The organism is Duganella margarita (assembly GCF_009857535.1).
In the GTDB taxonomy this organism is placed as follows: Bacteria; Pseudomonadota; Gammaproteobacteria; order Burkholderiales; family Burkholderiaceae_D; genus Rugamonas; species Rugamonas margarita.
Map to the genome: position 1 here is coordinate 197,320 of NZ_WWCS01000012.1, position 13,288 is coordinate 210,607.

General features: G+C 65.8%; 12 protein-coding genes. 10 read left to right on the forward strand and 2 right to left on the reverse strand.

Annotation, left to right across the window (positions count from 1 at the left end):
* Nucleotide 1 precedes the first annotated feature (1 nt).
* Both GTP55_RS19110 and GTP55_RS19115 read left to right on the forward strand, forming a co-directional pair.
* Entirely contained in the window at nt 2-1,957 is a 1,956-nt protein-coding gene (locus GTP55_RS19110; protein ID WP_161046433.1) for a hypothetical protein, read from the forward strand.
* A complete protein-coding gene (locus GTP55_RS19115) occupies nt 1,954-2,721 on the forward strand; it encodes a S1 family peptidase (protein WP_161046434.1) in 768 nt (255 codons plus the stop codon). The genes GTP55_RS19110 and GTP55_RS19115 overlap by 4 nt, the downstream gene beginning before the upstream one ends.
* Here the strand turns inward: GTP55_RS19115 and GTP55_RS19120 are convergent.
* The gene (locus tag GTP55_RS19120; RefSeq protein WP_161046435.1) at nt 2,690-3,388 is read right to left on the reverse strand and encodes an N-acyl amino acid synthase FeeM domain-containing protein; all 699 of its coding nucleotides are present in this window, start codon (nt 3,386-3,388) and stop codon (nt 2,690-2,692) included. The genes GTP55_RS19115 and GTP55_RS19120 overlap by 32 nt on opposite strands.
* Before the next feature lie 135 nt (nt 3,389-3,523).
* The gene (locus GTP55_RS19125; RefSeq protein WP_161046436.1) at nt 3,524-4,150 is read right to left on the reverse strand and encodes an XrtA/PEP-CTERM system exopolysaccharide export protein; all 627 of its coding nucleotides are present in this window, start codon (nt 4,148-4,150) and stop codon (nt 3,524-3,526) included.
* Between the two features lie 124 nt (nt 4,151-4,274).
* Here GTP55_RS19125 and GTP55_RS19130 point away from each other — a divergent pair, with 124 nt between their 5' ends.
* The 8 genes from GTP55_RS19130 to xrtA all read left to right on the forward strand — a co-directional run.
* On the forward strand, nt 4,275-5,798 hold the full coding sequence (locus GTP55_RS19130) for an XrtA system polysaccharide chain length determinant (RefSeq protein WP_161046437.1): 1,524 nt from the start codon (nt 4,275-4,277) through the stop codon (nt 5,796-5,798).
* A gap of 10 nt (nt 5,799-5,808) precedes the next feature.
* A complete protein-coding gene (locus GTP55_RS19135; RefSeq protein ID WP_229258045.1) occupies nt 5,809-6,543 on the forward strand; it encodes an XrtA-associated tyrosine autokinase in 735 nt (244 codons plus the stop codon).
* Nucleotides 6,527-8,053: a TIGR03016 family PEP-CTERM system-associated outer membrane protein gene (locus tag GTP55_RS19140; RefSeq protein ID WP_161046438.1), complete on the forward strand. Its 1,527-nt coding sequence runs from the start codon at nt 6,527-6,529 to the stop codon at nt 8,051-8,053. The genes GTP55_RS19135 and GTP55_RS19140 overlap by 17 nt, the downstream gene beginning before the upstream one ends.
* A gap of 12 nt (nt 8,054-8,065) precedes the next feature.
* Nucleotides 8,066-9,211 carry a non-hydrolyzing UDP-N-acetylglucosamine 2-epimerase gene (gene wecB, locus GTP55_RS19145; RefSeq protein WP_161046439.1) on the forward strand — a complete coding sequence of 382 codons (1,146 nt, stop codon included), beginning with the start codon at nt 8,066-8,068 and terminating at the stop codon, nt 9,209-9,211.
* The gene (locus tag GTP55_RS19150) at nt 9,208-10,038 is read left to right on the forward strand and encodes an XrtA system polysaccharide deacetylase (RefSeq protein WP_161046440.1); all 831 of its coding nucleotides are present in this window, start codon (nt 9,208-9,210) and stop codon (nt 10,036-10,038) included. Before wecB ends, GTP55_RS19150 begins: the two co-directional genes overlap by 4 nt.
* Nucleotides 10,035-11,072, forward strand: a complete 1,038-nt coding sequence (locus GTP55_RS19155; RefSeq protein ID WP_202423785.1) for a FemAB family XrtA/PEP-CTERM system-associated protein — start codon at nt 10,035-10,037, stop codon at nt 11,070-11,072. Before GTP55_RS19150 ends, GTP55_RS19155 begins: the two co-directional genes overlap by 4 nt.
* A 5-nt stretch (nt 11,073-11,077) precedes the next feature.
* Nucleotides 11,078-12,319: a TIGR03087 family PEP-CTERM/XrtA system glycosyltransferase gene (locus GTP55_RS19160; RefSeq protein ID WP_161046441.1), complete on the forward strand. Its 1,242-nt coding sequence runs from the start codon at nt 11,078-11,080 to the stop codon at nt 12,317-12,319.
* Nucleotides 12,316-13,288: exosortase A (xrtA, locus tag GTP55_RS19165; RefSeq protein ID WP_161046442.1), on the forward strand; the 973-nt coding region annotated here is incomplete at its 3' end. The genes GTP55_RS19160 and xrtA, both read left to right, overlap by 4 nt.

Here is a 13,288-nt window from a genome sequence, read left to right on the forward strand (position 1 = left end):
TATGTCGCTAAGCGTCGCTTACGCCAGGACCGCGGCGCTCGCCTTCTTAGCCGGCCTCGGCTGCTCGCTGGCCGTCTATCCGCTGGCCGGACACTGGCTGCTGGCCGTCCTCGCCGCCTATGGGGCGCTGCTTTGGTGGCGGCCAGCGCTGTGGCTGTTTGCCCTGCCCGCGCTGCTGCCGGTACTCGATCTGGCGCCGCTGACCGGCTGGTTCTTTTTGGAAGAAATCGATCTGCTGCTGATGCTGACTGCCGCCATCACCTACTGGCGCTGGTCAGTCGATCGCGCCGACCTGCCACACTGGCCGCTGCTGTTCCGTTTGGGGCTATGCTTCTTAGCGATGGCCTGCGCGATCGGCTTATGGCGCGGCCTGCGGCCACTGTCATCAGTGGACGTCAACACCTTCAACAACTACCTGAGTCCCGCCAACGCCTTGCGTGTCGCCAAAGGCTGGCTGTGGGCGCTGCTGCTGCTGCCGCCGCTGCGCCAGGCCGCCGGCGCCCAATGTCAGGGAATCCGCCAATATCTGCTGCCCGGCATGATGCTGGGCCTGTTGCTGGTGACGGCTGCGGCCATCCGCGAACGGGTCCAGTTTCCGGGACTGCTGAACTTTTCCAGCGACTACCGCATCAGCGCGCCGTTTTCCGCCATGCATACCGGCGGCGCCGCGCTGGACGGCTATCTGGCACTGAGCGCGCCGTTGCTGGCAGTCTGGCTGGCAGAACGCCACGCCCCGCTGCGTAGCATCGCCGCTCTGACGCTGTTGCCGCTGGCCCTGTACGCCGGACTGGCGACATTTTCGCGCGGACTCTACCTGGCGCTGGCCGTCGCCGTCATCATGCTGGCGACCGGCCCTGTGCTGCGCCGGCCGCGCATTTTGGTCGCCGGCGCTGCGATATTGCTGCCGCTGGACGCCGCCTTCCGCCTTGCCGGCTACCGCGCCTACGCGCTGCTCCTGTGCTTGACCGGCCTGATCGTGGTGGCGGCCAACCGGCGCCATCCCACGATGGTGCTGGCCGGCCTGCTGGTACTGAGTCCGGTTGTACCGATCTATCACGGCTACTACGTCAACCAGCGCTTCAGCACGGTCACCAGCGACTGGTCCGCCCGCTTGCGCCACTGGCAACAAACGCTGGCGATGATGGATCAGGATACCGCCACACAATGGCTGGGCATGGGCCTCGGTACTTTTCCGGTGACGTATTTCTGGCGCAATCCCCAGCGCGAGGTCCCGCCCAGCTATCAGTTTGTGGATCAAGGACCCAACCGCCATCTGCGGCTGGCGGCGGGCGAATACGCAGCCGGCTACGGAGAGCTGCTGCGCCTGCTGCAAGCGGTGCAGATCAGGCCCGGCCAGCAATACACGCTGGGCGTGGATGTCTGGAACAATGGGCCGCCCGGCTTTTTGCAAGTGAACCTGTGCCAGCGGCAGCTGCTGTATCCGCAACGCTGCGTGGCCCTGCCCCTGCGCCAGATTCCCCCCGGGCTGGGCTGGCAGCGTTACGTCTTTCCCGTGCATGCCGGCATGCTCGGCAGCGGCAGCCTCCCCGTCAAGCTGGAAATCGCCGCAGAAGGCCAGCGCGCAGTGCTCGATATCGACAACATCAGCCTGCGTAGCGTTCCTGACGGCCACCAACTGCTGCGCAACGGCAGTTTTTCCGACGCCAACAACTACTGGTTTTTCAGCAGCGACCGCCACCACCTGCCGTGGCACATCAAGAATCTCGGCCTCAACCTGTACTTCGAAATGGGCTGGCTAGGCGTACTCAGCTGCACACTCCTACTGCTCAGTGCGGGTGCCGCACTGTTGCGGCGTGGCGATACCGCCTGGCTGGCCGCGCTGGTCGCCTTCCTCATTGTCGGGCTGTTCGACAGCCTGATCGATGTACCCCGAATCACCCTGCTGGCGACGCTATTGCTGTGCGCGGCAGCTTTGCAAGCAAGGACCCCGACATGACGATCGTGCACCGCCTGTTACTGTTGTTCAGTCTGCTCACCGCCACGACTGCCCACGCCGACGACCTGATCCAGATCATTGAAGCAGTCAAACCGTCGGTGGTGGGCATCGGCAGCCTGCAACAAACCCGCGGCCCGGCCGTCAGCTTCATTGGCACCGGTTTCGTCATCGGCGACGGCTTCACCGTGGTCACCGCGGCGCACGTCGTCAACGATCTGGTCAACAAAGGCCAGACCGCGACGCTGGGCGTGCTGGTGCGCAGCGGCGAGACCGCGCACTTCCGTGCCGCCGAACTGATCGGCATGGACAAGGACCATGATCTGGCGCGCTTGCGCATCACCAAAGGCAACGCGTTGCCGGCACTGCGCGTCGGCGATTCCAGCAAGGTACGCGAAGGCAAGGCGCTGGCCTTCATGGGCTTCCCGCTGGGCATGGTGCTGGGCCTCAACCATGTGACGCACCGCTGCATCGTCTCCGCCATCACGCCGCTGGCCACGCCGGCGATTACCGCCCGCCAACTCGACGGCAAGACCGCCCAGCTGCTGCAAAAGCCCGTCTATGCCGTGTTCCAGCTGGACGGCACGGCCTACCCCGGCAGCAGCGGCAGCCCGCTGTTCGATCCGGCCACCGGCGAGGTGGTCGGCGTGGTCAACATGGTGTTCGTCAAGGGCGTGAAGGAATCGGCGATCACCGCCCCCAGCGGCATTACCTACGCCATTCCGGCCAACTATCTCAGGTTGCCCCCGACAACAGACGGCCAGTGATACCCGGTTCATCCCAGATCGGGAAGAAATACGGATAGAACGAACGCTCGTTGCCGTGCTGCTCCATCAGACCGCCGAATTTGCGGATCTGCTCGCCCATATGCTCCAGCTCCAGCCGCAGCAGCACGGCTGGCGCGCCCACCCGCGTACAGTCCCGGGTACCGCCAAAGTCGCGGAAGCCCAGCATGCGCTTGTAGAACATTACGTGGCGCGGATTCACTTCAATCACGTAGTCGGTATAACCATGGATGTTGCGGGCGTAAATATAGGAAATATGAATCAGCGCGGCAAACACGCGCTTGGACACGCCTTTGTCGATGGCCAGCCGGGATGGTTCGCACAGGCGACGACGCTGCCCGCGCAGGTCATCGAGCTTGTCGCGGAAATTGTCATCGGCCGGCAGGCCGATCTCGCCATTGTCCAGACATAACGACATGGTGCCGACCACCTCGCCGCCGGTTTCGGCGAACAGCGTGATCTTGTTGGGCGCATGAATCGCGCTGGGATCGACTGAATAGCCCCGCCAGCCATACATCTTTTTCAGCAGCAGGCTGGCTGCTTCGCGTCGCCCCTGGGAATTGGCCATGCGGATGTGAAAGATTTGCTGGTCCAATGGGTGGTCTAACGCGGCCTCGGCCTTACCTTCGCCGACAACGAGGTCGCGCATTTCGCTCTCGACCTCGAAAGAAACAATAGCATCGTCATAGTGCACGGTTGGCTTCCTATCAGGTGGATGTATTCATGAGACACCACGCTGAGTTGAAGAGTTCCCGCAATTTGAAAATAATTTTTTTGACCTCTGCTAGAACCACCCTTCCGGTATCACCAGGATATCGCCCGGAAGTATCGCCACATTGGCCGAAATATCGCCGTCACGCAACAGATCCTGCAGGCGCACCGGCACGCTCAGGCGTTGCCCGTCCACCGTGCGGATGATGTTGGCCTTGTTGCCTGCCGCAAAGTCCGTAATGCCGCCGACCGCGATCAGCACATCCATCAGCGACATGCCCTGGCGGTAGGCCAGCGCCTGCGGCCGCGCCGCCTGGCCGATGACCCGGATCTGCTGCGTGTACGGGCCGACAAAGCTGGTCACGATCACCGTCACCATCGGCTGCTGGATGTATTTGCCGAGCGCCTTTTCGATATCGCGCGCCAGTTCGGTGGCGGTCTTGCCGGCCGCCTGCAAGTCTTCCACCAGCGGCGTGGTGATCTTGCCGTCCGGCCGCACCGGCACGCTCAACGACACCTCCGGATTGCGCCAGACGTTGATATTCACCGTGTCGCCGGCGCCGATCTGGTAATCGCCCTGCAGCGGCGCCGGCGGCGGCGCATCGAGCGCGCCGCCGCGATGAGCACAACCCGCCAGCAACATGAGCAGCAAGCAGCAACTAAACGAACCAAACGAACCAAACGAACCAAGCGCGCGCATGATATTTCCTCCTCATTGCCATGATTCAGAAATCTGGCCGTCCTCTGCTTGATCTGCCTCAACGACTGTCCAGTTGAGAAAAATATACTTTGAGTCCTGCCGTCCGTTACTGGAGAGTTGCAATATGGAGGAGCTCATCAGCCAGTTGGTATCCGCCCTCAAAGGGATCTGGAAATATCGCTGGTACGCCGTTTCCGCCGCCTGGCTGGTGGCTGTGCTGGGCTGGACCAAGGTGGCCATGCTGCCGGACGACTACCAGACCACCGCGCGCGTGTTTGTCGACACGCAAAGCATCCTCAAACCTCTGCTGGCGGGCATGACCAGCATGCCCAACATCGAACAGCAGGTGTCCATCATGAGCCGTACCTTACTGAGCCGTCCCAATGTCGAGCGCGTCATGCGCATGGTCGACCTCGACCTCGGCGCCCGCACGCCGCGCGAACAGCAGCAGCAACTCGATGAACTGATGAACAAGATCCGCATCAACGGCACGGGCAACCTCGACATTTACACCATCACCTACAACCACCGCAATCCGCGCATCGTGCGCGACGTCGTGCAATCGCTGCTGACCATCTTTGTCGAAGGCAGTTTCAAGGGCAAGAGCGGCGATACCCGCAAGGCGGTGCAATTCATCGACGACCAGATCAAGCTGTACGAAGACAAGCTGTCGGCGGCGGAAAACAGCGTCAAGGAATTCCGCCTGAAAAACAATGGCCTGCTGCCGCGCCAGGGCACCGACTACAGCAGCCAGCTGATGCAATCGTCCGACGCGCTGAGCGCCGCCCGGCTGGAACTGGCCGAAGCCGAACAGGCCCGCAACGCCATCAGCAACCAGATCACCGGAGACGAGCCCATCCTTGGCGCCGACCTCAATCCGGCCGCCATCGACAACCCGGATCTGGACGGCCGCATTTCCGCCCTCAACAAAAACCTGGACGCGCTGCGCATGCAATACACCGAGCTGCATCCGGACATCGTGGCCGCCAAGCGCCTGGTGGCGCAGCTGGAGGCGCGCAAGGTCGAAGAAAGCAAGCGCAAGCAAAACAGCGATCCAGGCAAGAATTACAGCCCCATGTTGCAGCAGCTGAAGGTGGCGCAGACCGAGGCCGAAGCGCGCGTCGCCGCCATCAGCGCGCGCGTGCAGGAATACACGCTGCGCCACCAGCGTCTGCTGAGCCAGGCCAACGCCGTGCCGGAAATCGAGACCGAACTGGCCCAGCTCAACCGCGACTACCAGATCAACAAGGAAAACTACGAAAAACTGATCGGCCGGCGCGAGGCCGCCAAGCTGTCCGGCGACCTCAGTTCCACTACCGAGATGGTGTCGTTCAAGATCATCGATCCGCCCACCGTGCCGCTGACGCCGATCGGCCCCAACCGGGTACTGCTGTATAGCATCACGCTGGGGGCCGCGCTGCTGACCGGCGTGGCGGTGGCACTGCTGATCAGCCAGGTACGGCCGACCTTCCTCAGTCCGCAGGAGTTGCGCGACCGCAGCGGCCTGCCGGTGCTGGGCACCATCGCCATGAACTGGACCCCGGCCGAACGCGCCAAGCGGCAACGGGGTAACTACGTGTTTGGCGCCACCCTGAGCTGCCTGTTTGTCGCCTATGGCGGCGTGCTGGCGTCGGCCATGCTGCGCTGAGGAGACCGCCATGTCCACCCCGCCGCGCCACGTCGAGATCAACCTCGCCCGTCTGCACCAGCTTGGCATGGTGACGCAGGACGGCGGCCGCACTGCGGTAGCGGAAGACTTCCGCACGATCAAGCGGCCGCTGCTGCGCAACGCGCGCGGCGGCGACGCCGCACCCGCCCTGCGCCACGGCAATCTGATCGTCGTCACCAGCGCCATGCCGGGCGAGGGCAAGACCTATTGCGCGGTCAACCTGGCCATGAGCATCGCCATGGAAATGGACATCACCGTGCTGCTGGTGGACGCCGACGTCGCCCGGCCGTCGGTGCTGAAAGTGCTGGGCCTGCCGCCGGAACCGGGCCTGATGGACATCCTGCTGCGCGACCAGACCGGCCTGGCCGACGTGATTCTGAAAACCAATGTACCGACCTTGAGCATCCTGCCGGCCGGCCGCGCCAACAAGCATGCCACGGAGCTGCTGGCCAGTCGCAGCATGAGCCGGCTGCTGACCGAAATCGCCGAACGCTACGCCGATCGCATCGTCATTTTCGACTCGCCGCCGCTGCTGATGACCACTGAAGCCAGCGTGCTGGCCGCGCAAATGGGCCAGGTGCTGCTGGTGGTGGAATCCGAGCGCACCACCCAGCACGCCGTCAAGGAAGCGCTGCGCCACCTCGAACCGTGCGCCAGCGTCAACCTGGTCTACAACAAGAGCAGCGCCTTTCCAGGCAGCGAATATTATGGTTATTATGATTAAGCTGTGCCGGCGCGGCGCCCCCGGCCTGACCATGCTCGTCGTGCTGAGCATGCCCGGCGTGGCCACCGGCGCCGCCTGGGACATCACCCCCACGCTGCGGCTGCGGGAAAGCTACACCGACAATATGAACCTGGCCCCGCCGGACCAGGCGCGCGGCCAGTTCATCACCGAAGTCGCGCCGGGCGTGCTGGTCAGCACCGACGGCCCGCGCCTGCAGCTGACGCTGGCATACACGCTGCAACAGGTGGCCTACACCCGCCGCCCCGACCGCCGCAACCAGCAACTGGACGCCAACGGCCACGCCGCGTTGCTGGCCGACTGGCTGTTTCTCGACGCCCGCGCCGGCATCAGCCAGCAGAACGTCTCCGCGTTCGGTCCACAACTGATCGATCCGGCCCTGAGCAACCGCAACTCCAGCACCGTCCGCACCCAGTCGATCAGCCCGTATCTGCGCCACTACTTCCGCGGCCTGGCCACCGCCGTGCTGCGCTACGACTACCAGCACGCTGCCAGCGGCGGCCTGCTGGATGTGCGCAGCCGCGCTGCCAGCCTGCAACTGACCGGCGACAACGGCGGGCGCGGCGCGAACTGGGACCTGAGCCTGCAGCGCACCCAGATGGACGACGCCGCGCTGGCGCCGGTCACCCTGAGCAATGCCGCGCTGACGCTCAGCTATCCGCTCAACAGCAGCGTGGCGCTGTTCGCCACCGCCGGCTATGAAAAGCAGGACTACCACTCGGCCAGCGCCCAGCCGCAAGGCCGCTTCGGCACGCTGGGCGGCGTGTGGACGCCGTCGCCGCGCACCCGCGTGTCGGCCAGCATCGGCCACCGCTTCTTCGGTCAGACCTACGCGCTGGACGCCAGCTACCGCCTGCGCAGCATGTTCTGGACGCTCAGCTACAACGAGGACATCACCACCACCCACGGCGAATTCTTCAGTGTCCGCCCGGACGCGCTGAGCGACTTCCTGTGGGATTTGTGGGCCACCCGCATCCCCGACCCGCAACTGCGCCTGAAGACCATCCAGGTGTTCCTGGCGATCTCGCAGATGCTGGGCAAGGACGGCAACGTCAACTTCTTCAGCCACCGCTATTATCTGCAGAAGCAGGGACAATTGTCCGGCGTCTACAGCACCGCGCGCAGTGCGCTGGCGGTGCACCTGTCCCGCACCGACCGCAGCGGCCAGACCACCAACGCCATCGACAGCGTGCTGCTCGGTCCCGACCAGCTGAGCCTGACTGACCATACCCGCCAGACCAGCCTGCAGATCGGTTGGAACTGGCGCATGTCGGCGCGCGGCGGCCTGAACGTCGGCGCCAGCCACGCGCGCGCCCGGTCGCTGACCACCGGCCGCGAGGACCGCAACAGCGCGCTGACCCTGAGCCTGACGCGGCAATTGTCCAGCCGCGTCAGCGCCAGCGCCGACCTGCGCCACGTGCGCCACACCAGCAGCGCCGGCGGCGCCTACCGTGAAAACGGCGTCGGCGCCTCGCTGATCGTCTCGTTCTAACCGGAGCCTGTCATGTCCCGTCCATACCGTATCGCCTGCGTGGTCGCCGCCCGCCCCAACTTGATGAAGATGGCGCCGCTGTTGCGCGCCTTCGCGGCGCCCGAAACCCAGGTCGAAACCGTGCTGATCCACACCGGCCAGCACTACGATGCCGATATGGACGGCCAGTTCTTCGGCGCGCTGGAACTGGCGGCGCCGGATTTCCGGCTGGAGGTCGGCTCCGCCAGCCATGCGGTGCAGACGGCCGAAGTGATGCGCCGCTTCGAACCGGTGCTGGCCCAGACCGCGCCGCACGCGGTGCTGGTGGTGGGCGACGTCAATTCCACGCTGGCCTGCGCGCTGACGGCCGCCAAGCGCAATATTCCGGTGCTGCATGTCGAGGCCGGACTGCGCAGCTTCGACCGCGCCATGCCGGAGGAAATCAACCGCGTGCTGACCGACCACCTGTCCGACCTGCTGTTCACCAGCGAGGCCAGCGCCACCAGCAATCTGCTGCGCGAAGGCCTGCCGGCGCAGCGCATCCATTTCGTCGGCAATGTCATGATCGATACGTTGCTGCGCCAGCTCCCGGCAGCCCCCAGCGCGGCCGAGGTGCTGCGCCACGCCCACCTCGCCGGTTTCGTGCCGGACGGCGGCCCCTACGCGCTGCTGACCTTGCACCGGCCGTCGAATGTCGACGATCCGCGGCGCCTGCGCGCGCTGATGGCCACCATGGTCAAGCTCAGCGACGACTTGCCGGTGCTGTTCCCGCTGCACCCGCGCACCCGCGCCATGTTGCACCAGCACGAGCTGGCCGGCATGCTGGACGTGCCGCGCCTGGCGTGTCTGCCGCCGCTGTCCTACCTGAACATGCTGGGCCTGATGAAACACGCCTGCGTGGTGCTGACCGATTCCGGCGGCGTGCAGGAAGAAACCACCGTGCTGCGCGTGCCCTGCCTGACCCTGCGCGACAACACCGAGCGCCCGGTCACCGTCACCGAAGGCAGCAACGCCATCGCCGGCCGCGATCCGTCGGTGATCCTGGCGCTGTGCCGCGACATCCTGCGCTTCGGCGGCAAATCGGGCCGCATCCCGCCGTACTGGGACGGCCAGGCCGCCGGGCGCGTCGCCGCCGCCACCACCAACTGGCTGCAAAGCCGGCGGGAGCGGCGCCCATGAACGCGCTGACCGTCGATGTCGAAGACTACTTCCAGGTCTCGGCCTTCGCTGCGCGCATCGCGCCGGCGGACTGGCCCGCCATGCCGTGCAGGGTCGAGCGCAATGTCGACCTCATCCTTGGCATGCTGGCGGCCCACGGCGTCCATGCGACGTTCTTCACGCTGGGCTGGATCGCCGAACGCTACCCGGCGCTGGTGCGGCGCATCGTCAGCGCCGGCCACGAACTGGCCAGCCATGGCTACGCGCACCAGCGCGCCAGCCAGCAGACGCCGCAACAATTCGCGCACGACATCACCCGCAGCAAACACCTGCTGGAACAACTGAGCGGCCAGCCGGTGCTAGGCTACCGCGCCCCCAGCTTTTCCATCGGCCAGCGCAACCTGTGGGCGCTGGACAGCCTGCTGCAGGCCGGCTACCGCTACAGTTCCAGCATCTACCCGATCCGCCATGACCACTACGGCATGCCGGACGCCCCGCGTTTCGCCTGGCGTCCGCGTGGCGAGCACGGCTTGCTGGAACTCCCCGTCAGCACCGTGCGCCTGCTGGGACGCAACCTGCCGGCCGGCGGCGGCGGCTACTTCCGGCTGCTGCCCTACGCCGCGTCGCGCTGGGCTTTGCGCCGGATCAATTCGCACGACGGACAAGCTGGCATATTTTACTTTCACCCTTGGGAACTCGATCCCGGCCAGCCCGTGCTGTCCGGCATCAGCCTGAAGACCCGGCTGCGCCACTACCTCAATCTGCGTCGGATGGAAGCGCGCATCGACCGGCTGCTGGGCGACTTTCGCTGGGGACGCATCGACCATATTTTTCTGGAACACGCATGATGCCGCACTACACCGTCGGACTGATGGGATCGCAGGACCGCGCGCGCTGGGACGCTTTCGTTCTGCGCTGCCCGGACGCCACCTTCTTCCACCGGGCCGGCTGGCAGCAGATCATGGAAGACAGTTTCGGTCATGCCACGTGGTTCATGTATGCGGCGACGCCACAGGGTGACATTCACGCCGTGCTGCCGCTGGCGCAGATCAACAGCCGCTGGTTCGGCAACACCTTGTGCTCGCTGCCATTTTGCGTCTACGGCGGCATTGCCGCCGACAATCGGGCCGCCGCCGACGCAGTCGACCAGGCCGCGCAACAGCTGGCCACGCGCCTGAGCGTCGATCACCTCGAATACCGCCACCGCCGGCCCTACCACGCCGACTGGCTGCACCGCGACACCTACGCCACGTTCCGCAAGCGCCTGCACGCCGACGCCGAACACAACCTGCTGGCGATTCCGCGCAAGCAACGCGCGATGGTGCGCAAGGGCATGGCGGCCGGCCTGTCAAGCGTCGTGGAAACCAATACCCGCCGCTTTTTCGACTGCTACGCGCGCAGCATGCATCATCTCGGCACGCCGATGTTCAGCCGCCGCCATTTCCAGCTGCTGCAGCAGGTGTTTGGCGACGACTGCGAGGTGCTGTGCATCGAACACGCCGACCGTCCGGTGTGCGCCGTGCTCAGCTTCCGCTTTCGCGACCAGATCCTGCCTTACTACGGCGGCGGCGGCGAACCGGCGCGGCGCCTCGCCGGCAACGACTTCATGTATTGGGAAGTCATGCGCCGCGCCTGCGCCACCGGCTGCACGCTGTTCGATTTCGGCCGCAGCAAATACGGTACCGGCGCCTTCGCCTTCAAAAAAAACTGGGGCTTCGCGCCGGAGCCATTGCACTACGACTATCAACTGCACCGCGCCGGGCAACTGAAGGAAGTCCAGCCGCTCAACCCGCGCTACCAGATGCTGATCAAAGCCTGGCGCTTGCTGCCGCTGTCGGTGGCCAACCTGATTGGACCGCATATCGTGCGGCAACTGGGATAGCCACCATGCGGGACTTGCTCTTTCTCTGTCACCGCCTGCCGTATCCGCCCAACAAGGGCGAAAAGATCCGTGCCTATCACGCGCTGCAATATTTGCGGCAGCATTTCCGTGTCCACCTCGGCACCTTCCTCGAACACGACGACGACGGCGGCTACGCCGATCACCTGGCGGCGCAATGCGCCAGCAGCTGTTTCGCGCGCATGCCGCCGCACTGGGCGCGCCTGTCCGGCCTGTCGGCCCTGTTGCGCGACGAGGCCCTCAGCTTGCCTTATTTTCGCAACGCCGTGCTGCAACGCTGGGTCAACAAGACGCTGGCCGACCGCCCGATCGCCGCCTGCCTTGCGTATTCCGGGCCGATGGCGCAGTACGTCCCCGTCAGCACGCCGCACGGCCCGTTGTGGCGGGTGCTGGACCTGGTCGACGTCGATTCGGAAAAATGGCATGGCTACGCCGACAACAAACCCTGGCCGCTCTCGGGCCTATACCGGCGCGAAGGGCGGCTGTTGCTGGAGTTTGAACGCCAGGCGGCGGCCGAATTCGACCGCGTGCTGCTGGTCTCGCCCGCCGAAGCGGACCTGTTCAAGCGCCGCGCGCCGGAATCGGCCGCCAAAGTCGATTATTACTGTAACGGTGTGGACAGCGCCTATTTCATGCCGCAGCCGCTGCACCCATCGCCGTTCGGCGCCGCCCGCGCCATCGTCTTCACCGGCGCCATGGACTACGAACCCAACATCGACGCCGTCGGCTGGTTCGCCGAGCGCGTGATGCCGGCGCTGCGCTCGCAGCACGCCGAGCTGGAATTCCACATCGTCGGCTCGCGGCCGGCGGCGGCGGTGCGCGAGCTGCTGCGGCTGCCCGGCGTGCGGGTCAGCGGCACCGTGCCCGATGTGCGGCCCTACCTGCAGCATGCGGCGCTGGTGGTGGCGCCGTTGCGCGTCGCCCGGGGCGTGCAGAACAAGGTGCTGGAAGCGATGGCCATGCAGAAAACCGTGATCGCCTCGCCGCAGGCGCTCGAGGGCCTCAGCGTCGCGCGCGGGACGGAAGTGATCTGCGCCAACGGGGGCGCCGAATTCATCAGCGCCGCCTGCCGCCAGCTGCACGCGCCAGACGACCAGATCGGCCGAGCCGCGCGCCTGCGCATCCTGGCCGATTACCGCTGGAGCGTCAACCTGCAAAGGCTGGGCCAGGTGCTGGGAGTGCAGGACGGGCAATTCGCCGCCCCGCCGGAAATGGAGCGCACCCCATGACTGCCGGCCGCGCCGCCCTGTTGTCCGCGCCCTGGCCGGCCGCCGCGCCGCGCCCACGGCCGCCGCGGCGCTGGCAACACGGCTGGCTGGCGCTGGCCCTGCTCGCCATTCTCGGCATGCATCTGCCGACCGCGGCAGCGATGGTGGCGCTGTGGTGGCGCTCGGCGACCTTCAACCATGGCTTTCTGATCCTGCCGGTGGCTGGCTGGCTGGTCTGGCGCCAGCGCGCCGCGTTGCAGGGCGTCGCGCACCGCCCCTGGCCCGCCGGCCTGCTGCTGCTGACCTTGCTGGGTGCGGTGTGGCTGCTGGCCGAAGTCGCCAACGTCCAGGTGCTGCAGCAATATTGTCTGGTACTGATGGGCATCGTCACCGTCGCCACCGTGCTGGGCCGGGCACTGGCGACGGCGATCGCCTTTCCGCTGGCCTACACGCTGCTGGCGGTGCCGTTTGGCGAAGTGCTGATCCCGGCGCTGATCGATTTTACCGCCCGTTTCACGGTCGCGCTGCTGCGGCTGGCCGGCATACCCGTGTTCCACGAAAACAACTTTATCGCACTGCCCAGCGGCAACTGGGCAGTGGCCGACGCCTGCAGCGGCCTGCGCTACCTGATCGCCTCGGTCGCGCTCGGCATGCTGTACGCCGGGGTCAACTATCGCAGCCTGCGCAAGCGGCTGATTTTCATCGGCATCTCCGTGGCCTTGCCGATCGTCGCCAACGGTTTGCGCGCCTGCATGGTGGTGCTGATCGGACACTGGAGCGACATGAAGCTGGCGGCCGGCATTGATCATCTGATCTACGGCTGGCTGTTCTTCGGCGTGGTGATGGCCTTGCTGTTCTGGTGCGGCGTCTACTGGCGCGACGCGCCGTTGCCGCCGGCCCCGGCGCCGGCCGCTGCGGCGGTGGCGCCGGCGCCGCCAGCGCAATTCGCCTGGATCGCGATCGCCGCCGTGGCGCTGTGCGCCGTCTGGC

Bases quoted from the DNA above. Each gene is read 5' to 3' on its own strand.
- GTP55_RS19150 (WP_161046440.1), top strand. From the start codon at position 9,208: ATGAACGCGCTGACCGTCGATGTCGAAGACTACTTCCAGGTCTCGGCC.
- GTP55_RS19120 (WP_161046435.1), bottom strand. From the start codon at position 3,388: ATGCGCGACCTCGTTGTCGGCGAAGGTAAGGCCGAGGCCGCGTTAGAC.
- GTP55_RS19155 (WP_202423785.1), top strand. From the start codon at position 10,035: ATGATGCCGCACTACACCGTCGGACTGATGGGATCGCAGGACCGCGCG.
- GTP55_RS19125 (WP_161046436.1), bottom strand. From the start codon at position 4,150: ATGCGCGCGCTTGGTTCGTTTGGTTCGTTTGGTTCGTTTAGTTGCTGC.
- GTP55_RS19115 (WP_161046434.1), top strand. From the start codon at position 1,954: ATGACGATCGTGCACCGCCTGTTACTGTTGTTCAGTCTGCTCACCGCC.
- GTP55_RS19135 (WP_229258045.1), top strand. From the start codon at position 5,809: ATGTCCACCCCGCCGCGCCACGTCGAGATCAACCTCGCCCGTCTGCAC.
- GTP55_RS19140 (WP_161046438.1), top strand. From the start codon at position 6,527: ATGGTTATTATGATTAAGCTGTGCCGGCGCGGCGCCCCCGGCCTGACC.
- wecB (WP_161046439.1), top strand. From the start codon at position 8,066: ATGTCCCGTCCATACCGTATCGCCTGCGTGGTCGCCGCCCGCCCCAAC.
- GTP55_RS19160 (WP_161046441.1), top strand. From the start codon at position 11,078: ATGCGGGACTTGCTCTTTCTCTGTCACCGCCTGCCGTATCCGCCCAAC.
- GTP55_RS19130 (WP_161046437.1), top strand. From the start codon at position 4,275: ATGGAGGAGCTCATCAGCCAGTTGGTATCCGCCCTCAAAGGGATCTGG.
- GTP55_RS19110 (WP_161046433.1), top strand. From the start codon at position 2: ATGTCGCTAAGCGTCGCTTACGCCAGGACCGCGGCGCTCGCCTTCTTA.